A 20,121-nucleotide genomic window follows, 5' to 3' on the forward strand; every position below is an offset into this window, starting at 1 on the left:
CAGCACCGCCCGATGCGGCGCCGTCGGAGACTCTAAGCGAGCGCGACCGTGTTGAGGATCACCGAGCGGTAACGATCTGGTCTCGGCTACCGGTTCCGGCCGGAGGCGGGCCGGCCCGGAGGCTTTGCCCGTCGATCAGGCCTCGGCCCGCACATCCTCCGCCGGAACGGCGTCGACCCCGGCCTCCTTGCGCTGCTCCGGGGTGATCGGAGCCGGCGCGGCGGTGAGGGGGTCGAAGCCGCCACCGGACTTCGGGAAGGCGATCACCTCGCGGATGGAGTCGGTGCCCGCGAGGAGCGCGCAGATGCGGTCCCAGCCGAACGCGATGCCGCCGTGCGGCGGCGCGCCGTACTTGAACGCCTGGAGCAGGAAGCCGAACTTCTCCTCGGCCTCCTCCTCGCCGATGCCCATCAGCGCGAACACGCGCTTCTGGACGTCCTCGCGGTGGATACGGATCGACCCGCCGCCGATCTCGTTGCCGTTGCAGACGATGTCGTAGGCCCAGGCCAGGGCGTTGCCGGGGTCCTCGTCGAAGCCGTCGGGGTCCTGCGGGCTGGTGAAGGCGTGGTGGACCGCGGTCCACTCCCCCTGGCCGACCGCGACGTCGCCGGCGGCTGTGGCATCCGAGGCGGGCTCGAGCAGCGGAGCGTCGACCACCCACACGAAGCTCCACGCGCTCTCGTCGATGAGGCCGCAGCGGCGGCCGATCTCCAGTCGGGCCGCGCCGAGCAGCGCCCGGCTGGACTTCGTGGCGCCGGCGGCGAAGAACACGCAGTCGCCGGGCTGGGCACCGACGTGGGCGGCCAGGCCGGCCTTCTCCTCGTCGCTGAGGTTCTTGGCGACCGGGCCGCCGAGCTCCCCGTCCTCCTGGAACAGCACGTAGGCGAGGCCGCGGGAGCCGCGCTGCTTGGCCCAGTCCTGCCACGCGTCCAGCTGCTTGCGCGGCTGGCTGGCGCCGCCGGGCATCACGACGGCGCCGACGTAGTCGGCCTGGAAGACCCGGAACGGGGTGTCCTTGAAGTAATCCGTGCACTCCACCAGCTCCTGGCCCATGCGCAGGTCGGGCTTGTCGGAGCCGTAGCGCGCCATCGCCTCGGCGAACGTCATCCGCGGGATCGGCCGTGGGATCTCGTAGCCGACGAGCGACCACAGTGCGGCGAGGATCTCCTCGGACAGGGCGAGCACGTCGTCCTGCTCGACGAAGCTCATCTCGACGTCGAGCTGGGTGAACTCGGGCTGCCGGTCGGCCCGGAAGTCCTCGTCGCGGTAGCAGCGCGCGATCTGGTAGTAGCGCTCCATGCCGGCGACCATGAGCAGCTGCTTGAAGAGCTGCGGGCTCTGCGGAAGGGCGTACCAGCTGCCGGGCTGGAGCCGGGCGGGCACCAGGAAGTCGCGAGCACCCTCGGGCGTGCTGCGGGTGAGGGTGGGCGTCTCGATCTCGACGAAGTCGTGCTCGGCGAGGACGGCACGGGCCGCCTGGTTGACCCTGCTCCGCAGCCGCAACGCCGCGCCGGGCGCCGTACGACGCAGGTCGAGGTAGCGGTGCTTGAGCCGCACCTCCTCCCCCACGTCGACGTGGTCGTCGATCTGGAACGGGAGCGGCGCCGCCTCGCTGAGCACCTCCACGCCGTGGCCGGGTGCGGCGACGACCTCGACCTCGCCGGTCGCGAGGTTCGGGTTCACGTTGTGCGGCTCGCGGGCCACGACCTCGCCGGTCACCTTGAGGCAGAACTCGTTGCGGAGCCGGTGGGCCACCTCGTCCTCGCGGATCACCACCTGGACGACACCGCTGCCCTCACGGAGATCGATGAACGTCACCCCGCCGTGATCGCGCCGGCTGGCCACCCAGCCGGCGAGGGTCACGGTCTGGCCGACGTGCTCGGCGCGGAGGGCGCCGGCGTCGTGGGTGCGGATCACTGATCTGTCTCCTTCGTGGTGGTCGAGCTGGCCTCGGTGGTCGAGCTGGCCTCGGTGGTCGAGCTGGCCTCGGTGGTCGAGCTGGCCTCGGTGGTCGAGCTGGCCTCGGTGGTCGAGCTGGCCTCGGTGGTCGAGCTTGTCGAGACCCGGGGTCGTAGGTCCTCCAGGGGAGGCTCCCAGGTGCCGGGGTCGGCGGGCACCTGGTTTCCGCTGCGGATGTCCTTCACCTCGTGGGTGGCAGCGCCCGCGTCGTCGGTGCCGGAGAACCAGACGTAGGGGATGCCGCGGCGGTCGGCGTGCTTGATCTGCTTGCCGAACTTCGCTGCCGACGGCGCAACCTCGCAGGGGATCCCGCGGGCGCGCAGAGCGGCGGCGATCGCGTCGGCTTGCGGCCGGGACTCCTCGTCGGCCACGGCGACGAGGACGGCGCTCGGCACCGACCGGTCGCCGGTGACGACGCCGCGCTGGATGAGCGGCACCAGCACCCGGCTGACCCCGAGGGAGATGCCGACGCCGGGGTACGTCGTACGGCCGTCGCTGGCGAGCGCGTCGTAGCGACCGCCCGAGCAGATCGACCCGAGCGATTCGTAGCCGTCGAGCCGGGTCTCGAAGACGGTGCCGGTGTAGTAGTCGAGGCCGCGTGCGATCGACAGGTCGGCCTCGATCCGGACCTTCTCGGTCGCCAGCCCGGTCGTGCCGCGCAGCAGCAGCGCGAGCTCGTCCAGGCCCTCGTCGAGGAGCGGGTGCTCGACCCCGAGCGCCTGCACCCGCGCGACGAACGAGTCGTCGGTGGCGCGGATCGTCGCGAGGGCGAGGCATTGCTGGGCCTGCGCGTCGCTGAGCCCCGCCTCGGCGACGAGCGACGTCGCCACCTGCTCGGGGCTGAGCTTGTCGAGCTTGTCGACCAGGCGCATCACCTCGTCGACGGCGTCGTCGTCGAGGCCGAGGCCACGGTAGAAGCCCTGGATCAGCTTGCGGTTGTTGACCTGGAGCCGGAAGCCCGGCAGGAAGTCCAGCCTGCCGAGGGCGTCGAGCATGACCCGCGCGACCTCGATGTCGTGGTGGAACGGCAGCAGGTCACGGCCGACGATGTCGATGTCGGCCTGCGCGAACTCGCGGAACCGCCCTTCCTGCGGGCGCTCGCCGCGCCAGACCTTCTGGATCTGGTAGCGGCGGAACGGGAACTCGAGCTTGCCGGCGTTCTCGAGGACGTAGCGCGCGAACGGCACGGTCAGGTCGAAGTGGAGGCCCAGACCGTTGTCCAGCCCCTTGTCGCGGGCCGCGTCCTTCGTTTCCTGGAGGCGGCGGAGGACGTAGACCTCCTTCGAGGTGTCGCCCTTGCGCAGCAGCTGGTCCATCGGCTCGACCGCTCGGGTCTCGATGTTGGCGAACCCGTGCAGCTCGAAGGTGCTCGCGAGCGTCGCGATGACCTGCTGCTCCACCACCCGCTGGGCAGGCAGGAGCTCGGGGAAGCCGCTCAGCGGCGCCGGCTTGGCCACGTCAGAGTCCTCGGGTGACGCGGCCGGCGATGCCCTCGTCCTGGAGCTCCAGCAGGAAGGGGTTGGTCGCGCGCTCGCGGCCGATGGACGTCTGCCCGCCGTGGCCGGGCAGGACGACGATGTCGTCGGGCAGCGTGAGCACCTTGGTGGCGAGGCTCCGCAGCATCGTGGGGTGGTCGCCGCCGGGCAGGTCGGTGCGGCCGATCGAGCCTTCGAACAGGAGGTCGCCGGAGAACATGACCTCGCTGACGTCCGCGTCGCCGTCGTACGGCGTGCGGAAGGTGACCGAGCCCGGCGTGTGGCCCGGCGTGTGGTCGACCACGAACCGCAGCCCGGCCAGCTCGAGGTCGACGCCGTCCGCCAGCTCGCGGACGTCGTCGGGCTCGGCGAACTCGAGCCTTTCGTCCGGCATGCCGAGCAGCATCGCCGCCGACTCGCGCGACATCCCGGCGAGCGGGTCCGTGAGCAGGTCGCGGTCGTCCGGGTGGATCCAGGCGGTGGCGTCGTAGGTGCCGGCAACGGGCGCGACGCTCCACATGTGGTCGATGTGCCCGTGCGTCACCAGCACCGCGACCGGCTTCAGCCGGTGCTCACGGATCACCTCGGCCACGCCCGGCGCGGCGTCCTTGCCGGGGTCGACCACGACGCACTCCGCGCCGGCCTCGGTGGCGGCGACGTAGCAGTTGGTGCCCCACGGTCCTGCGGGGAAGCCGGCGATCAGCACCCACCCAGCCTATCGGCCGGGCTCCTCTCCCTTAGCATTGCCCATTGTGACTGCGAGCGAGTGGGGCCGCGTCGACGACGACGGCTCTGTGTACGTGAAGACCACCGACGGCGAGCGGCAGGTCGGGCAGATGCCCGACGCCACTCCTGAGGAGGCGTTGGCCTTCTACGTGCGCCGGTACGAGGCGCTCGCGCTCGAGGTGGACCTGCTCCACAAGCGGGTCAACTCCGGCGTCCTCTCCCCCGAGGAGGCGACCACGGCGGTGAAGACCGTCCGTGCCCAGGTGACCGACGCCCACGCCGTGGGCGACCTCGCCGCGCTCGGCGCCCGGCTCGACGAGCTGGGTCCGGTGATCGCCACCCAGCGGGAGGCACGACGTGCCGAGAAGGCGCGGCGGACGTCCGAGGCCAAGGCGGAGAAGGAGAAGCTCGCTGCGGAGGCCGAGTCCATCGCGAACGGCCGGGACTGGAAGAACGGCGCCAACCGGCTGCGCGAGCTCCTCGAGCAGTGGAAGCAGCTCCCCCGCATCGAGAAGGCGGCCGACGACGCGCTGTGGAAGCGGTTCTCCTCCGCGCGTTCGGCGTACACCAAGGCCCGCAAGGTGCACTTCGCCGAGCAGGACGAGAAGCGCGAGGCCGCCCGTTTCGTGAAGGAGCGCCTGGCCAAGGAGGCCGAGGCGCTCGCAGGCTCGACCGACTGGGGCCCGACCGCGGGTCAGTACCGCGACCTGATGCGCCGGTGGAAGGCCGCCGGCCCGGCGCCCAAGGGCATCGACGACGAGCTCTGGAAGCGGTTCCGCGGCGCCCAGGACACCTTCTTCAACGCGCGTGACGCCGCCAACGCGGCGCTCGACGCCGAGTTCGCGGCGAACGCCGAGGTCAAGGAGCGGTTGGCGGTCGAGGCCGAGGCGCTGCTCCCGGTGACCGACCTGGCCGCGGCCAAGGCCGCGTTCCGCGACCTCGCCGACAAGTGGGACGAGGCCGGCAAGGTCCCCCGCGACCGGATCAAGGAGCTCGAGGGCCGGATGCGGGCGGTGGAGCAGGCGATCCGCAAGGTCGAGGACGAGCAGTGGAAGCGCACGGACCCGGAGAAGTCCGCCCGCGCCGATGACATGGTCGCCAAGCTCGAGGCGGCGATCGCCGAGGCCGAGGCCAAGCTCGAGAAGGCTCGCGCCGCCGGCGACGCCAAGCGCGTCAAGGAGCTCGAGGAGAACCTCGAGGGGCGCCGGTCGTTCCTGGAGATGGCCAAGCAGGCGTCGGCCGACTACCGCTGAGCCGCGGTCCGACCGGTCTCAGCTCGTGACGCGGTAGGCGTCGAACACGCCGGGGATGCTTCGCACGCTCTTGAGCACCGTGTCGAGGTGCTTGGAGTCGGCCATCTCGAAGGTGAACCGGGTCTTGGCGACCCGGTCGCGGGTGGTGTTGAGGTTCGCCGACAGGATGTTCACGTGCGCGTCCGAGAGGACCATCGTGATGTCGGACAGCAGCCGGGCGCGGTCGAGCGCCTCGACCTGGATGTTGACGAGGAACGTGGTCTGGCCGGTCGGGGCCCACTCGACGTCGAGGAGCTTCTCGGGCTGGTCCAGCAGGTAGGCGGCGTTCGTGCAGTCCGTGCGGTGCACCGAGACGCCGCCGCCCTTGGTGACGAACCCGAGGATCGAGTCGGGCGGCACCGGCGTGCAGCACTTGGCGAGCTTGACCCACACGTCCGGGGCGCCCTTGACGATGACACCGGCGTCGGTGCCGGGGGCGAGGCGGCGCGGGCGGCTGCGACGGCCGGTGATCGTGACGGCCTCGGCCAGGTCCTCCTGGGCTCCCTCGTCGCCGCCGTGCATCTCGATGACCCGTCGCACGACGCTCTGCGCGCCGAGGTTGCCCTCGCCCACCGCGGCGTAGAGCGACGAGACGTCGGCCAGCCGGAAGTGCTCGGCGACCTGGGTGAGCGACTCGTGGGTGAGCAGCCGCTTGAGGGGCAGCCCCTCCTTGCGCATCAGCTTGGCGATCTCGTTCTTCCCGTTCTCGATCGCCTCGTCGCGGCGCTCCTTGGTGAACCACTGCTTGATCTTCGAGCGGGCGCGTTGGGACTTCACGAAGTTCAGCCAGTCCCGGGACGGTCCAGCGGTCGGCGACTTGGACGTGAATACCTCGACGACGTCGCCGTTCTCGAGCGTGGACTCCAGCGGCACCAGCCGGCCGTTCACCCGTGAGCCGATCGTGTGGTGCCCGACCTCGGTGTGCACGGCGTAGGCGAAGTCGACCGGGGTGGAGCCCGACGGCAGCGCGATCACGTCGCCGCGCGGGGTGAACACGTAGGTCTCGGTCTGGTTGATCTCGAACCGCAGCGACTCCAGGAACTCCCCCGGGTCGTCGACCTCGCTCTGCCAGTCGAGCAGCTGGCGGACCCAGCTCATGTCGTCCATGTCGCCGCGCTTGTCGGTGTCGGCACCCGAGCGGCCGTCCTCCTTGTACTTCCAGTGCGCCGCGACGCCGTACTCGGCTCGCCGGTGCATGGCGAAGGTCCGGATCTGCATCTCGACCGGCTTGCCCTGTGGCCCGATGACCGAGGTGTGGAGCGACTGGTACATGTTGAACTTCGGCATCGCGACGTAGTCCTTGAACCGGCCGAGGACCGGGTTCCACCGCGAGTGCAGCACGCCCAGGACGGCGTAGCAGTCGCGGTCCTCCTCGACGAGGATCCGGATGCCGACCAGGTCGTAGATGTCGGAGAAGTCGCGGCCGCCCACGATCATCTTCTGGTAGATCGAGTAGTAGTGCTTCGGACGGCCGGTGACCGTCGCCTTGATCTTGGCCTCGCGCAGGTCCTTCTCGACCTGGGTGATCACCTCGGCCAGGAACTGGTCGCGCGAGGGCGCGCGCTCGGCCACCATCCGCACGATCTCGTCGTAGATCTTCGGGTGCAGGGTGGCGAACGCGAGGTCCTCGAGCTCCCACTTGATGGTGTTCATGCCGAGCCGGTGGGCCAGCGGGGCGTAGATGTCGAGCGTCTCGCGCGCCGTGCGCTCCTGGCTCTTCTGCGGCACGTAGCGCAGTGTCCGCATGTTGTGGAGCCGGTCGGCCAGCTTGATGACGAGCACCCGGATGTCGCGCGACATCGCGACGATCATCTTGCGGATGGTCTCGGCCTGCGCGGAGTCGCCGTAGACGACCTTGTCGAGCTTGGTGACGCCGTCGACCAGCCGAGCGACCTCGTCGCCGAAGTCGCGGCGGCACTCCTCGAGGGTGTACGGCGTGTCCTCGACGGTGTCGTGCAGGAGTGCGGCCACCAGGGTCGGCTCGGTCATGCCGATGCCGGCCAGGATGGTGGTCACCGCGAGCGGGTGGGTGATGTAGGGGTCGCCGCTCTTGCGCATCTGCGGGCCGTGCAGGCGCTCGGCGGTGAGGTAGGCGCGCTCCAGCAACGGGAGGTCGGCCTTCGGGTGGTTGGCGCGGACCGCGCGGAACAGCGGCTCGAGGACGGGGTTGGAGGTCGGCGTGCGCGTGCCCATCCGGGCCAGCCGTGCGCGCATACCGCGACCGCCGCCGCCGATGTCGCTCTGGCCGGTCGGCACCTCCGCCGGGCGCGCTGGAACCGGCCGGTCGCTGGCCCGTCCCTCACTCATGCACGGAGTCTATTCACCTCGCCGAAGGGTCAGATCACCGACAGCACCGTCAGCGGGCTGTCGCCCACCGCGGCCCGGCCCGGGAGGAACGAGAGCTCCAGCAGGAAGGCCATGGCCGCCACCGTGCCGCCACAGGCCGCGACGAGCTCGGCGGTGGCCCGGGCGGTGCCGCCGGTGGCGAGCACGTCGTCGACGACCAGCACCCGCTCACCCGCCGTGATGCCGTCGCGGTGCACCTCGAGCACGGCCTCGCCGTACTCCAGGGCGTAGCCGACGGCGTGGGTCTCGCCGGGGAGCTTGCCGGCCTTGCGCACCGGCACGAAGCCGACGCCGAGCGCGAGCGCGACGGGTGCCGCGAGGATGAACCCGCGGGCCTCCATGCCGATCACCTTGTCGATGACGACCTCCCCGCCCTCGCGTCCGGCGTCCGCGAGCGCGGACACCACCGCGCCGAAGCCGGAGTGGTCGGCGAGCAGCGGGGTGATGTCCTTGAAGAGGATGCCCGGCTCCGGGAAGTCCGGGACGTCGCGTACCAGCCGGCCGATGGCCTCCTCGGCGGTGCGGAGGGTCGCCGTCGGGTCGACCGGGCCCGGCACCGTGCCTACTTCTTGCCGCGCTTGGAACGGGTCTGCCGAACCGGCTGCTGCCGGCCCGAGGCGTTGCTCGTCGAGACCGGGCGCTGCTGGGTCGGCGCGACCCGGCCCTTGCCGATGGCGTCCTCCGAGGACCGGGGCCGGTTGCCCGGCTCCGCCTCGTCGTTCTCCGAGCGCGCCGGCCGCGCAGGCCGGTCGGCGTCGGTCTCGTCGGCGACCGGCATGTCTTCCTTGAAGACCGGGACCGTCGCGTAGCGGTCGGCCATGGCGCGCTTGCGCGCCTTGGCGCGGCGGGCCTGCTCGACCACCTCGGTCTCGGAGGACTTGAGGTGCACGAGGATGCGGGGGGCCAGCATCACTGAGGAGTAGACGCCGGCGGCCATGCCGACGAACTGCGCGAGCGCGAGGTCCTGCAGGGAGCTCGCGCCCAGCTGGACCGCGCTCACGTAGAGGATCGCGCCGATCGGGATCAGCGCCACGATGCTGGTGTTGATCGAGCGCACCAGGGTCTGGTTGACCGCGAGGTTGGCGGCCTCGGCGTAGGTCTCGCTGCTCTTGCGCAGCGTGGTGGTGTTCTCCTTGACCTTGTCGAACACGACCACCGTGTCGTAGAGCGAGAACCCGAGGATCGCCAGCAGACCGGTCACTGCGGCCGGCGTCACCTGGAAGCCGGACAGCGCGTAGACGGCGATCGTGATGAGGATGTCGTGAGCCAGCGCCACGAGCGCCGCCACCGACATCTTCCACTCGCGGAAGTAGCCCCAGATGAACAGGACCACGATCACCAGGAAGACGCCGATGCCGATGAGGGCGCGCTCGGCGACCTCCTGGCCCCAGCTGGGCCCGACGTCCTGGACGGAGATGTCCTCGGTGGGCTCCACGTCGGGGAACAGCTCGGTGATGATCGCCTGGCTCTCGTCCTCCGCGGCGTCGTCGAGCGACTCGGTGGTGAGCACGAGCGAGTTGCCGCCGGCGGTGGTGACGGCCGGGTTCGCTGCGCCCTCGATGTCCGCATCGGCGATCGCCTCGCGGAGGTCGTCGGCGTCGGCCTGGTCGACCCCTGCCGAGACCGTGATCTTCTGCTCGGTGCCGCCGCGGAACTCCACGCCGAAGTTGAGCGGCTTGGCGATGATGATGGCGATCGCGAGACCCACCAGCACCGCGGTGATGCCGTACCAGAGGCCCTTGCGGCCGATGAAGTCGATCGACTTCCGGCCGTTGTAGAGGTCGTTGCCGAGCCGGGACATCTTGCCCATCAGGCGTTCCCTCCTGCCGTCTTCGGCGCTCGCACGACGGGAGCGTCCATGCCCAGCGTCTCCGGGCTCAGGCCGGACCACTTCCGTCCGGAGTTGAAGGCCTTGAACTGCGCCAGCCACGAGACCAGCGGCTTGGTGAACCAGAACAGGACCGCGAGGTCGATCAGCGTCGACAGCCCGAGCGCGAAGCCGAAGCCCTTCACGGCACCGGTCGCGAACAGGTAGAGGATCAGCGCTGCGAGCAGGTTGACGGTGTTGGCCGCGAACCGGGTGACCCGCGCCCGGGCCCAGCCGGTCTCCACTGCGACCCGCATCGACTTGCCCTCACGCATCTCGTCGCGGATGCGTTCGAAGTAGATGACGAACGAGTCAGCGGTGATGCCGACGGCGATGATGAAGCCGGCGATGCCGGGCAGGGTCAGCGTGAACCCGGCCGACTCGCTCAGCAGCAGCACCATCGCGTAGGTGACGCCGGCGGCGACGAACAGCGAGCTGACGACGACCAGGCCCAGGCCGCGGTAGTAGAGCAGGCAGTACAGCATCACCAGGCCGAGCCCGATGGCGCCCGCGGTGAGGCCCGCCGACAGCTGGTCGCCGGCCAGGGAGGGTCCGATGTCCTCGGTGGTGACGTCCTTGTCGAAGGAGATCGGGAGTGCACCGAACTTCAGGCTGTTGGCGAGGTCGGTGGCGCTCTGCTCGTCGAAGTCACCGGTGATCTGCGAGTTGCCGTCGCGGATGACCGCCTGCATCACGGGCGCGGAGAGCACCTGGCCGTCGAGCACGATCGCGAACTGGCGACCGGTCTCGGCCAGCTGCTCGGAGATCGTCTCGAAGTCGTCCTCGCCGCCGGTGGAGCCCTCCGGGTGGGCCTTGTCCTTGTCGTTGCCGATGTCGAGGGTCACGGCCCACTCGACCTCGCCCTGCGGGATGCCCGCGCCTGCGTCGGAGAGCTCGGTGCCCTCGATCACCGACCGGGAGAGGAGGTACTTGATGACCGAGTCACCGCGCACCTCGCAGGCGACCAACGGCTTGTCGGGGTCGTCCTCCTGCGGAGCGGGCGTCGTCTGGCCCTGGGCGTCGGTCTGGACGAGCGTGCCGTCGTCGTTGCACTCGAGCGAGTTGTAGAGCGCGATCGACTCCTGGTCCGGCGCCGTGGCCCACGCGAGCTCGCCCTCGGCGGTGCCGGCCCCCGCGGCGACGTCCTCGTCCTCGGGCTCCGTCGGTGTGTCGGTCGGGCTGGTGGTGTCGGTGGGGCTCGCGGTGTCGGACGGGTCGTTCTTGTCCTTGTCCTTGTTCTTCGGCTTGTCGCTCGGCTCGGCGGTGAGCGAGAGCGGGGCCCGGCCCAGCGGGCTGCCGGTCGCGCAGGGTCCGGTGTTGGAGTCGCTGGAGCAGGCCACCAGTCGGAACCGCAGCTGCGCCGTGCGCTGCACCAGCTCCTGGAGCTCGCGCCGGTTCTCGGTGGACCCGGGGATCTCCACGACGATGTACTTGCCCGACTGCGCGGTCACCTCGGCCTCAGTCGTGCCGCGGGCGTTGACGCGCTGGTCGATGATCCGCCGGGCCTCGTCGAAGTTCTCGTCCGACGGACTGCCGTTGGCCGTCAGCGTGATCCGGAGACCGCCCTGGAGGTCGAGACCGAGCGCAGGCTTCCAGGTGCCCGCCAGGGCGACCAGCCCGAAGACGATGGCGACGCCGACGAAGAAGGTGATCAGGGTCCGGCCGGGCCGGTGACGACGGGTCGCCACGTCAGCGCTCCTCGGTGTCTGCGTCGGTGGTGGTTTGGTCCTGGGCCGCCTCGACCTCGGCCGGGGCGGTGTCCTCGCCGTCCTCACGGACCACGGAGCCCACGGCACCGCGGGCCACCTTGACGTGCACGCCGGGCGCGACCTCGAGGGTGATGGTGGCGTCCTCGGTCGCGACGACGGTGCCGAAGATGCCCGAGGTGAGCACGACGGTCTCCCCGGGCGCGATGGACGACTGCACCTGGGCGATCTGCTTCTGCCGGCGCGCAGCCGGACGCAGGATCAGCAGCCAGAAGATCGCAACGATCGCGACGATCCACAGCAGGGGCGCGATTTCCTTCACCAAAGAGCCTTCCGAGGTTTCCTCAAGGACGCGGCCCACGACCGGATCCGGGCAGCCGCACGGAGCCCGGGCGGGCCGACGGGCAAGTGTAGCCGCGCGTGTTGCGCGGACCACATCGCCGTACGCCTGTCGGCGAGCGTGGCGGGCGAGCGACCCGGGCTACTCCTCGAACAGGGTGGGGTCGGACGCGGCGGCGGGGTCCGCCGGCACCGGCGGCGGGGCCAGCCCGAGGTGCTCCCACGCAGCGGCGGTCGCGATCCGGCCACGCGGGGTGCGGGCGAGGAACCCGACCCTGACGAGGAAGGGCTCGGCCACCTCCTCGACCGTCTCGCGCTCCTCGCCGACAGCCACCGCGAGCGTGGAGACGCCGACCGGGCCACCTCCGAAACGACGGCACAGCGCGTCGATCACGGCGCGGTCGAGCCGGTCGAGGCCGAGCTGGTCGACCTCGTAGAGGTCGAGGGCGGCGTGCGCGACCGGGTGGGTGACCACCCCGTCGGCGCGGACCTGGGCGTAGTCGCGGACCCGGCGCAGCAGCCGGTTGGCGATCCGCGGTGTGCCCCGGGAGCGGGACGCGATCTCGGCCGAGCCCTCCTGGGTGAGGTTCACGTCGAGCAGCCCGGCCGACCGATGCACGATCCGGTCGAGGTCGGCCGGGTCGTAGAACTCGAGGTGGGCGGTGAACCCGAACCGGTCGCGGAGCGGACCGGGCAGCAGGCCGGCGCGGGTCGTGGCGCCGACGAGCGTGAACGGCGGGATCTCCAGCGGGATCGCGGTGGCCCCTGGGCCCTTGCCGATGACGACGTCGACCCGGAAGTCCTCCATCGCCATGTAGAGCATCTCCTCCGCCGGTCGCGACATCCGGTGGATCTCGTCGACGAAGAGGACGTCGCCCTCGTTGAGGCCGGACAGGATCGCCGCGAGGTCGCCGGCGTGGGTGATCGCCGGGCCGCTGGTGAGCCGGAGCGGGGCGTTCATCTCGTGGGCGATGATCATGGCGAGGGTGGTCTTGCCGAGTCCCGGCGGGCCGGACAGCAGCACGTGGTCGGGTGCCCTCCCCCGGCGGCGGGCCGCCTCGAGGACCAGGCCGAGCTGGTCGCGCACCCGGGTCTGTCCCACGACCTCGTCGAGGCTACGGGGCCGCAGCGCGGCCTCGACCGCGCGCTCGTCGCCCTCGGCCTCCAACGCGGTGAGCGACCGGAGGTGCGCGTCCTCCGCGACGTCGAGGTCGTCCTCGTGGAACCCCATCGGTCAGGCCTTCGAGAGCATGCGAAGGGCGAGGCGCAGCATCGTGGCGACGTCGACCTCGGTGGTCGCGCCGGTCGATACCCCCGCCTGCTCGGACACGGCTTCGACCGCCTTGTCGGCGTCCTTCGCGTTGTAGCCGAGGCCCACCAGGCCCTGGGCCACCTGGTCCCGCCAGGGTGCGGCCGGCGCAGCGGGCGCGGCGGCGCCGCGGCCGGTCGGTGCGCCGATCCGGTCCTTCAGCTCGAGGATGATCCGCTGCGCGCCCTTCTGGCCGATGCCGGGCACCTTCGTGAGCGTCTTGACGTCGTCGACGGCGATCGCGGTCCGCACGCCGTCGGGCGAGAGCACCGCGAGCATCGCCTGGGCGAGCTTCGGGCCGACCCCGGAGGCGGTCTGCACGAGCTCGAAGACCGCCTTCTCGTCCTCGTCGGCGAAGCCGAACAGTGTGAGCGAGTCCTCGCGCACCACCAGGCTCGACGGCAGCGAGGCCTCCTGGCCGGTGCGCAACGTGGCGAGCGTGCCGGGCGTGCACATCAGCTCGAGGCCGACGCCGCCGACCTCGAGCACCGCGCTGGACAGGGTGACGGCCGCGACCCGGCCCCGGACGTGAGCGATCATCGCCTTCCTCCCGCAGCCGCGACGGCTGCATCGATGCGTGCCTGGGCCCCACCCCGCCAGATGTGGGTGATCGCGAGCGCCAGCGCGTCCGCGGCGTCCGCCGGCTTCGGCATCGCGTCGAGACGCAGGATCCGGGTGACCATCATCCCGACCTGTGCCTTGTCGGCGCGCCCGTTGCCGGAGACCGCGGCCTTGACCTCGCTCGGCGTGTGCAGCGCGATCGGCAGGCCGCGCCGGGCGGCGCACACCATCGCGATCCCGCTCGCCTGCGCGGTGCCCATGACCGTGCTGACGTCGGACCGGGCGAAGACCCGCTCGACGGCGACGGCTTCGGGCCGGTGCTCCTCGATCCACGCGTCGATGCCGCGCTCGATCGAGACCAGCCGCTCGGGCACGGCCAGCTGCGAGGACGTGCGGATGACGTTGACGTCGACCAGCCGCAGCGGCCGACCGACGTCGCCCTCGACCACGCCCATGCCGCAACGGGTCAGACCGGGGTCGATCCCGAGCACGCGCATGGACACCCTTCCGTCGAACACCTGTTCGGCGTCAACGTTAGGTCTGCGTCCGTCCCACCGGGTCTCGACACGCCGGACGCGACCTCGTTCCTCGGTCGCGCGGCTCGCTCGACCGCCATCAGCGAGTCCGCTGAGGCGGCCTCGCTACGCCTCCACGGCCTCCATGACGTCGTCCGGGACGTCGGCGTTGACGAACACGTTCTGCACGTCGTCGAGGTCGTCGACCGCGTCGACCAGGCGGAACACCTTCTCCGCGGCCGCGGGCTCGGAGACCGGGATGTCCATCGAGGCGACGAACTGCACCTCGGCTGAGTCGTAGTCGATCCCGGCTGCCTGCAGCGCCGTACGCACTGCGACGACGTCGGTGGCCTCGGACTGCACCTCGAAGCTCTCGCCGAGGTCGATGACCTCCTCCGCGCCCGCGTCGAGGGTGGCCTCGAGGACGTCGTCCTCGGAGACCTCCTTGCCCTCCTGCGACTTCGGCACGACGACGACGCCCTTGCGGTTGAAGAGGCGTGAGACCGAGCCGGGGTCGGCCATCGTGCCGCCGTTGCGGGTGACCGCGGTGCGCACCTCCATGGCCGCCCGGTTGCGGTTGTCGGTGAGGCACTCTACGAGGAGCGCAACGCCCTGCGGGCCGTAGACCTCGTACATGATCGTCTCGTAGTCGACCCCGCCGCCCTCGAGACCGCCGCCGCGCTTGACCGCGGAGTCGATGTTCTTGTTGGGGACCGACTGCTTCTTCGCCTTCTGGATGGCGTCGTAGAGCGTGGGGTTGCCGGCCGGGTCAGGACCGCCCATCTTGGCCGCGATCTCGATGTTCTTGATCAGCTTGGCGAACAGCTTGCCGCGCTTGGCGTCGATGACCGCCTTCTTGTGCTTGGTGGTCGCCCACTTGGAGTGGCCAGACATCTACTTCCTCTTCCGACTCGACAACGCCAGCGATCTTACTGGCGCACCAGATCCAGGAAGAGCCGGTGCAGGCGGCCGTCGTCGGCCACCTCCGGGTGGAACGACGTCGCCAGCAGGTGGTCCTGGCGTACGGCGACCGGATGCCCCTCGGCCTCGGCGAGCACCTCGACCTCCGCGCCGACCTGCTCGACCCACGGCGCCCGGATGAACACCGCGTGCACCGGTCGGTCGAGCCCCTTCACGTCCAGGTCGGACTCGAACGAGTCGACCTGCCGACCGAACGCGTTGCGCCGCACCGTCACGTCGAGCCCGCCGATGGTCTCCTGGCCGGCGACGCCGTCGAGGATCCGGTCCGCCAGCAGGATCATCCCGGCGCAGGTGCCGAACGTCGGCATCCCGGACCCGACTCGCTCGCGGAGCGGGTCGAGCAGGTCGAACGTCCGCGCGAGCTTCGCCATCGTCGTCGACTCCCCGCCCGGCAGCACCAGCCCGTCGCACCGCGCGAGCTCCTCCGGACGTCGCACCGTGAACGCGTCCGCCCCGAGCGCTGTGAGCGTCTGCAGGTGCTCACGGACGTCGCCCTGGAGGGCGAACACACCGATGCTGGTCACGCGGACAAGCCTAGGGACGTGCCTGTGCTGTCACGAACACCGGAACCCGCTTCCGGTCAATCCGACGACGATGGTCCGACGAAGATCGTCGCTGCTGCGCCACGTGGTGCCATCCACCGTCCCGTACACGACGACGTTCCCCGTTCCCGACCACAGGAAGTCTCGGTTCAGTTCGCTGTGATGGACCACCTGGCTGGTGCCGGTCAAGACATAGCTGTGCAGGAGCTTGGTGTTCTCGCCGCCGAGCAACGCCGCCTGATAGATCTCGACGCGGTACTGGTAGCGCGAGGTCTGGCCTGCCACGGCCGGCCAGCTCAGCGTAATCTGGTTGCTGAACGAGGCCCCGTTCGTGCACCCGACCGCGCCGACCGGCGCGGGCACCGACGCAGCGATGAACGAGACCCCGACCGTCGGTGCGTCGGTGAAGGCCGCCTGTGTCACCGCCGGACGGACTGAGGGGTGCAGCCAGAGACCGCCGATGCCGAGCGCAGCAGCACCGGCGACGATCACAGGCGTCAGGGCCGAGCCGGTCCCCCCACGCTGTGGGGTGCGCCGCACCAACGAGAGGATCAGCGCGACCGCCACCCCGCCGAGTACGAACATGCCGACCGGACCGGACGCCCAGGCGACCAGGTACCCGAGGTGGGGCACGTGGGCGAACACCCTGTCGGCGGTGACGACGACGTACGGCTCGGCATCGGGTACCTCGTTCGCGTCTCCCTGCAGTGTGAGAGCAACGGGCCCGGCACCCTCGGTCGCGACCGCGTGGCGGTCCGTCACGCGATGGGTGATCCGGGTCCCGTTCCGGTCGACGACCGACACCACATCACCTTCGGTGATCTGGTCGGCGGGCACCTCGACCGCGAGGATCAGACTGCCGGTCGGGATGGCAGGGCTCATCGAGCCCGACTGGACGACCATCGGCCGCACGTCGAACACAGCGGCGGCAACACCGCCGATCATGCAGACCAGGCCGAGGACCGCCCCGGCCCACAGCAGCACGTCGCAGACGATCCGAACCGGATCGCGGCGGCCGGCGTGCGCTCCGGCGGTCATGGTTGGCTCGCGTGGAACACGAGGTTGAGCGTCGAGGTCTGGTTCTGCATCGTGTTGGGGGCGGTACCGTCCAAGGCGACCAGCACGCAGATCGAGGTGGTGGCCCCGGGTTGGAGCACGACCGCAGCCGCGGGGAATGACGAGCTTCCTGATGTCGTGCTCACCGGCACCGCCGTCACCCACGGCGTCCCGCCAGTGCAGCTGCCCGTGCGGTTGCCGGTCGCTTGCGAGCCTGAACCCCCCACCGTGCCGTTGGCGACGACGGTGAGCTTGAGCGACGGGCTCAACGTGTTGTTCGTGGTGCTGGCAGCCGCCGTGTACTTCAGCGGGGTCGTGCCGGCGTTCCGGACGGTGATCGGCTTCGCGACGCTCTCCCCCGGCAGCATGGCGGTGAGCGAGAGGGCGGTGTAGTTCCAGGTGCCCCCCTGTCCGGTTAGCTGATCCCCTGCTGTGGCCCCGACGGCCAGGTCGAGGGTGCCTGTCTTCAGCTCGATCCCCGAGACCGTTGCCGTGTCGGTCCACGCCGCGTAGGTGCCCATGACGCCGGGTGTGAGCACCAGTCCCAGGGTCAGGAGCAGGCGCAGCCGGACCGAAGCAATCCGGAACCGACGGCGCGGACTGGAAACGGCACGGTGCGCGCTCATACCCGCTCCTGTTCGGTGGACGCCCCGGGGTCAGTCTCGACGGCAAACACGTCGTCCGACGTGACCGGCTTCCGTCTGCCGATCCCTACCGCCGAGAGGAACATCGCCGCGGCGTAGGCGATCAGCGCGCCCGCAACGACGTACACCCCGATCTGCTTGTCGCGCGCCGTGAGGACGCCGTTGACTCGCCCGAGGTACGGCGCGGCGTACCACAGGCGCCCGCGAACCTGCTTCTCCTGGACGGTCTCTGCGTCCGGTACGCCGTTCGCGTCGCCTTGGGTGAGCAGTCGCGACGTTCCGTCGGGCAGGGTCGTGCGACCGATGACGCGGTGAGTCACCACCTCCGCCTGTCCTGAGCTGAGCTGGTAGGTGATCACGTCACCGATCGCGATCTCGTCGAACGGGACCTGCCGCACCACCACCAGCGTGCCCGGCGGATAGTTCGGCTGCATGGAACCGGTGAGCACGGCGTAGGGGGTGCCGCCGCCGAGGCGCGGCACCACGACGGCGACGGCCAGGACCGCCCCAACCCCGAGGATGGTCAGCCAGGCGAGCACCTGGCCGACCTTCGACACCGCGCGCACCGGGACTACGACCCGACTCAGTCGTGGATCTGGGTCGCGGTGACCACGTAGCTCGACAGCACCGCTGCGAGGTTCTGCGTCGAGTTGTCAGCGCCACCGTCGAACTCGACCGAGATGGTCGCGGTCAGCACGTCGCCGTCGTTGGTGTCCGTGATCGAGGTCGTCGTCTCGCCCGCCACCGTGAAGGAGGCGGTCGGGGCCAGCGAGCTCGCGAGCGCGCCGGAGGTGGTCGCACCGGTGGTAGCGAGGCCCGCCCTCAGGTGCTCACCGGTGGCCTGGATCTCGTAGGTGCAGGTCTTGGTCAGCACATCGCCCGGGACGACCAGGTCGCCCGCGACGTACTCCTTGCTCGGGGCGGACTCGCCGCCATCGAAGAACCAACCGGAGCCCTCCCCCGCGCCGGCGCCGTCGCAGTCCTCGTTGAGCAGCTTCAGCTCGCCGCTGGTGAACGTGCCACCCTCGACGTCGCCTTCGGCGCTCCAGTAGGCGAGCGTGCTCGCCCCACCGAGCAGCAGTGCCGCAGCGCCTCCGGCCGCGAGCGCACCCTTCGTCGTCTTCTTCATCATGTTCCCCTCCCCATGCGCGGCTCCCCCGAGCATGAATCGATGTCCGTCCCGGTCGTTTCTGCGGGCGGATGGTGGTTTCCCCTTCAACCAAGTGTCATCGGATCTGAGAACGAAAAGTAAAGAACCGCGGATCAGGGCGTTTACCTTCCTAAGCGCCCTGGGCGCACCCGGTCGTTAGGCTGCGCGCCACCGAGGATCGGGAGGATCGCTGTGACCGGAAGACCGTCGCTCACGTGGGCTGCCGCGTCGTTCGCGCTCGCTGCCACCCTCACCGGCTGCGGCGACGACGAGCAGGGAGCTGACCAGGAGGACCAACAGCAGCAGCGCAGCGTCGCCGACACCTCCGCCTCGCTCGCGGGGCTCCCCGACGACGGTCCCGCTGCGGCGTACGTCGACTGGGTCGACGCCCTCGCCCGGCAGGACGCAGCCGCCGCGTGTGCCCTCCAAGCGCCGGAGCTCACGATCGCCCTGCGGTACGACGCGATCCTCGCCGACCGCGCCGAGCTCGGGGACCCGTGCGTGGGGTTCGAGGCGCTGCTGTGGGAGGACCCGGAGTTCGACAGCGAGATCGTCGACATCGAGGTCACCCAGGAGACGCAGGAGGACGCCCTGCTGGACGTCGACCACCCCTCCGGCGACCTCACCGTGCGCGTGGTCTACCACCGCGCGAAGTGGCGGGTGTTCTCCACCTCGGCCCGGGCCGACCCCGGCGCCGACCCCGGCGACTCCGGCAGCGACGCGGGTCCCCCGCGATGGCTCCGGGCCTGGTGCTCGCTCTCCCCTCGGGACACCCGCGAGGAGATCATCGCGCTGATGGGGCCACCGTCGGGCGAGTACACCGTCGCCGACGGCGGCGAGCCGCAGCTGTGGTGGGCGCAGGACCAGTACGACTTCCGCGTCTACCTCGACGTCGACGGCTCGGTGCTCGAGCTGGTCGGCGACTACGACGCGCTCGACGGGGAGGACCGGGCTCTGCTCCCCTGCGCGGAGCTGCGGGCCTCCTAGACCGTCTCGGGCACCCGGAGGTGGGCCACGGCGAGCTCGTACTCCGCGGCGTCCATGATGTCGACGTCGGTGTCGCGGATGCCGGCGTCACGGATCGCCCACGCCTCCTCGCGGGAGACCTGGAGCGACTCGAGGCTCTGGAAGGCCGCGGTGGCGCAGGCGGTGTTGTGGACGCGGTCGACCATCAGGCTGGCACTGCAGAAGCCGGGCAGCTCCTTGACCCGCGGGAGCAGGGACCCGCGGTAGACGTCGATGCAGTAGTCGACGTCGGAGTGGTCGGTGCGCAGCCAGATCACCCGGCACCACCGCTCGGCGGCGGTGGTCCCGGCCCGGTGCATGACTGCGACCTCCCACTCCTGCACCTTGGCCGGCGCCTGCAGCATGCCGCCGAAGCGCCCGCGGACGGCGGTGATCCGGTCGCTGCTGGCGCGCATCGCGTCGACGGTCGCCCACGCGGTCGTGGCGATGCACTCGCCGAGACCGCGGTCGACCATCATCGAGAGCCCGACGAAGCCGTGCACCTCGCTCAGGACGTCCATGACCTCGGTCTCGATGTACGTGATGCCGCGCTCGAGGCCGTCCCGGTCGCTGCCGAGGAAGGTCGAGGAGCGCGCGAACACGGGATCAGCGAACACCCGCCGGGGGCCCGCGCGCAATGGCTCGAGA

19 protein-coding genes and 1 pseudogene are annotated in these 20,121 nt (G+C 70.6%); 2 read left to right on the top strand and 18 right to left on the bottom strand.

The window, feature by feature from the left end; genetic code table 11:
• Positions 1-135: 135 nt before the first annotated feature.
• The 3 genes and pseudogenes from aspS to DJ010_RS10390 all read right to left on the bottom strand — a co-directional run bounded on the left by aspS (position 136) and on the right by DJ010_RS10390 (position 4,140).
• Positions 136-1,917, bottom strand: coding sequence for an aspartate--tRNA ligase (aspS, locus tag DJ010_RS10380; RefSeq protein WP_109693613.1), 1,782 nt, complete (start codon positions 1,915-1,917; stop codon positions 136-138).
• Between the two features lie 143 nt (positions 1,918-2,060).
• A pseudogene (gene hisS, locus DJ010_RS10385) lies at positions 2,061-3,416 on the bottom strand (histidine--tRNA ligase); the annotation flags it as partial.
• 1 nt (position 3,417) lies between these two features.
• Positions 3,418-4,140, bottom strand: a complete 723-nt coding sequence (locus DJ010_RS10390; RefSeq protein ID WP_109693615.1) for an MBL fold metallo-hydrolase — start codon at positions 4,138-4,140, stop codon at positions 3,418-3,420.
• A gap of 46 nt (positions 4,141-4,186) precedes the next feature.
• Between DJ010_RS10390 and DJ010_RS10395 the strand changes: the two genes are divergently transcribed.
• Positions 4,187-5,413, top strand: coding sequence for a DUF349 domain-containing protein (locus DJ010_RS10395; RefSeq protein WP_109693616.1), 1,227 nt, complete (start codon positions 4,187-4,189; stop codon positions 5,411-5,413).
• A gap of 18 nt (positions 5,414-5,431) precedes the next feature.
• Here the strand turns inward: DJ010_RS10395 and DJ010_RS10400 are convergent, their stop codons facing one another.
• The 14 genes from DJ010_RS10400 to DJ010_RS10465 form a co-directional block, all read right to left on the bottom strand.
• Positions 5,432-7,666, bottom strand: a complete 2,235-nt coding sequence (locus DJ010_RS10400; RefSeq protein WP_109693854.1) for a RelA/SpoT family protein — start codon at positions 7,664-7,666, stop codon at positions 5,432-5,434.
• Between the two features lie 122 nt (positions 7,667-7,788).
• Positions 7,789-8,355, bottom strand: coding sequence for an adenine phosphoribosyltransferase (locus tag DJ010_RS10405; protein ID WP_109693617.1), 567 nt, complete (start codon positions 8,353-8,355; stop codon positions 7,789-7,791).
• 5 nt (positions 8,356-8,360) lie between these two features.
• Entirely contained in the window at positions 8,361-9,608 is a 1,248-nt protein-coding gene (secF, locus tag DJ010_RS10410; RefSeq protein ID WP_109693618.1) for a protein translocase subunit SecF, read from the bottom strand.
• Positions 9,608-11,353 (bottom strand): protein translocase subunit SecD, encoded by a 1,746-nt coding sequence (gene secD / locus DJ010_RS10415; protein WP_109693619.1) that lies wholly within the window; start codon positions 11,351-11,353, stop codon positions 9,608-9,610. The genes secF and secD overlap by 1 nt, the downstream gene beginning before the upstream one ends.
• Before the next feature lies 1 nt (position 11,354).
• Positions 11,355-11,693: a preprotein translocase subunit YajC gene (yajC, locus tag DJ010_RS10420; RefSeq protein ID WP_158282994.1), complete on the bottom strand. Its 339-nt coding sequence runs from the start codon at positions 11,691-11,693 to the stop codon at positions 11,355-11,357.
• A 159-nt stretch (positions 11,694-11,852) separates the two neighbouring features.
• Positions 11,853-12,941: a Holliday junction branch migration DNA helicase RuvB gene (gene ruvB, locus DJ010_RS10425; RefSeq protein ID WP_109693621.1), complete on the bottom strand. Its 1,089-nt coding sequence runs from the start codon at positions 12,939-12,941 to the stop codon at positions 11,853-11,855.
• Positions 12,942-12,944: 3 nt separating this feature from the next.
• Entirely contained in the window at positions 12,945-13,559 is a 615-nt protein-coding gene (gene ruvA / locus DJ010_RS10430; protein ID WP_109693622.1) for a Holliday junction branch migration protein RuvA, read from the bottom strand.
• A complete protein-coding gene (gene ruvC / locus DJ010_RS10435) occupies positions 13,556-14,077 on the bottom strand; it encodes a crossover junction endodeoxyribonuclease RuvC (protein WP_109693623.1) in 522 nt (173 codons plus the stop codon). The genes ruvA and ruvC overlap by 4 nt, the downstream gene beginning before the upstream one ends.
• A 144-nt stretch (positions 14,078-14,221) precedes the next feature.
• Positions 14,222-14,989: a YebC/PmpR family DNA-binding transcriptional regulator gene (locus tag DJ010_RS10440; RefSeq protein ID WP_109693624.1), complete on the bottom strand. Its 768-nt coding sequence runs from the start codon at positions 14,987-14,989 to the stop codon at positions 14,222-14,224.
• A 35-nt stretch (positions 14,990-15,024) separates the two neighbouring features.
• Positions 15,025-15,600, bottom strand: a complete 576-nt coding sequence (pdxT, locus tag DJ010_RS10445) for a pyridoxal 5'-phosphate synthase glutaminase subunit PdxT (RefSeq protein WP_146207313.1) — start codon at positions 15,598-15,600, stop codon at positions 15,025-15,027.
• Positions 15,601-15,630: 30 nt separating this feature from the next.
• Positions 15,631-16,656 carry a signal peptidase I gene (locus DJ010_RS10450; RefSeq protein ID WP_109693625.1) on the bottom strand — a complete coding sequence of 342 codons (1,026 nt, stop codon included), beginning with the start codon at positions 16,654-16,656 and terminating at the stop codon, positions 15,631-15,633.
• Positions 16,653-17,300: a SipW-dependent-type signal peptide-containing protein gene (locus DJ010_RS10455; RefSeq protein ID WP_109693626.1), complete on the bottom strand. Its 648-nt coding sequence runs from the start codon at positions 17,298-17,300 to the stop codon at positions 16,653-16,655. The genes DJ010_RS10450 and DJ010_RS10455 overlap by 4 nt, the downstream gene beginning before the upstream one ends.
• The gene (locus DJ010_RS10460; protein ID WP_109693627.1) at positions 17,297-17,884 is read right to left on the bottom strand and encodes a signal peptidase I; all 588 of its coding nucleotides are present in this window, start codon (positions 17,882-17,884) and stop codon (positions 17,297-17,299) included. Before DJ010_RS10460 ends, DJ010_RS10455 begins: the two co-directional genes overlap by 4 nt.
• A gap of 17 nt (positions 17,885-17,901) precedes the next feature.
• Positions 17,902-18,447: an alternate-type signal peptide domain-containing protein gene (locus DJ010_RS10465; protein WP_158282995.1), complete on the bottom strand. Its 546-nt coding sequence runs from the start codon at positions 18,445-18,447 to the stop codon at positions 17,902-17,904.
• A gap of 213 nt (positions 18,448-18,660) precedes the next feature.
• Between DJ010_RS10465 and DJ010_RS10470 the strand changes: the two genes are divergently transcribed.
• A complete protein-coding gene (locus DJ010_RS10470) occupies positions 18,661-19,455 on the top strand; it encodes a hypothetical protein (RefSeq protein WP_109693629.1) in 795 nt (264 codons plus the stop codon).
• On the opposite strand, the gene DJ010_RS10475 is transcribed toward DJ010_RS10470, so the two are convergent.
• The gene (locus DJ010_RS10475) at positions 19,452-20,075 is read right to left on the bottom strand and encodes a hypothetical protein (protein ID WP_146207314.1); all 624 of its coding nucleotides are present in this window, start codon (positions 20,073-20,075) and stop codon (positions 19,452-19,454) included. The two genes, DJ010_RS10470 and DJ010_RS10475, sit on opposite strands and share 4 nt — an antisense overlap.
• Between the last annotated feature and the right edge of the window lie 46 nt (positions 20,076-20,121).

It is taken from the genome of Nocardioides silvaticus (assembly GCF_003160695.1).
In the GTDB taxonomy this organism is placed as follows: domain Bacteria; phylum Actinomycetota; class Actinomycetes; order Propionibacteriales; family Nocardioidaceae; genus Nocardioides; species Nocardioides silvaticus.

Coding starts and splice junctions, on each gene's coding strand:
- DJ010_RS10400 (WP_109693854.1), bottom strand. CDS start 7,666: ATGCGCGCACGGCTGGCCCGGATGGGCACGCGCACGCCGACCTCCAAC.
- secF (WP_109693618.1), bottom strand. CDS start 9,608: ATGGGCAAGATGTCCCGGCTCGGCAACGACCTCTACAACGGCCGGAAG.
- ruvB (WP_109693621.1), bottom strand. CDS start 12,941: ATGGGGTTCCACGAGGACGACCTCGACGTCGCGGAGGACGCGCACCTC.
- ruvA (WP_109693622.1), bottom strand. CDS start 13,559: ATGATCGCTCACGTCCGGGGCCGGGTCGCGGCCGTCACCCTGTCCAGC.
- ruvC (WP_109693623.1), bottom strand. CDS start 14,077: ATGCGCGTGCTCGGGATCGACCCCGGTCTGACCCGTTGCGGCATGGGC.
- DJ010_RS10440 (WP_109693624.1), bottom strand. CDS start 14,989: ATGTCTGGCCACTCCAAGTGGGCGACCACCAAGCACAAGAAGGCGGTC.
- DJ010_RS10450 (WP_109693625.1), bottom strand. CDS start 16,656: ATGACCGCCGGAGCGCACGCCGGCCGCCGCGATCCGGTTCGGATCGTC.
- DJ010_RS10455 (WP_109693626.1), bottom strand. CDS start 17,300: ATGAGCGCGCACCGTGCCGTTTCCAGTCCGCGCCGTCGGTTCCGGATT.
- DJ010_RS10465 (WP_158282995.1), bottom strand. CDS start 18,447: ATGAAGAAGACGACGAAGGGTGCGCTCGCGGCCGGAGGCGCTGCGGCA.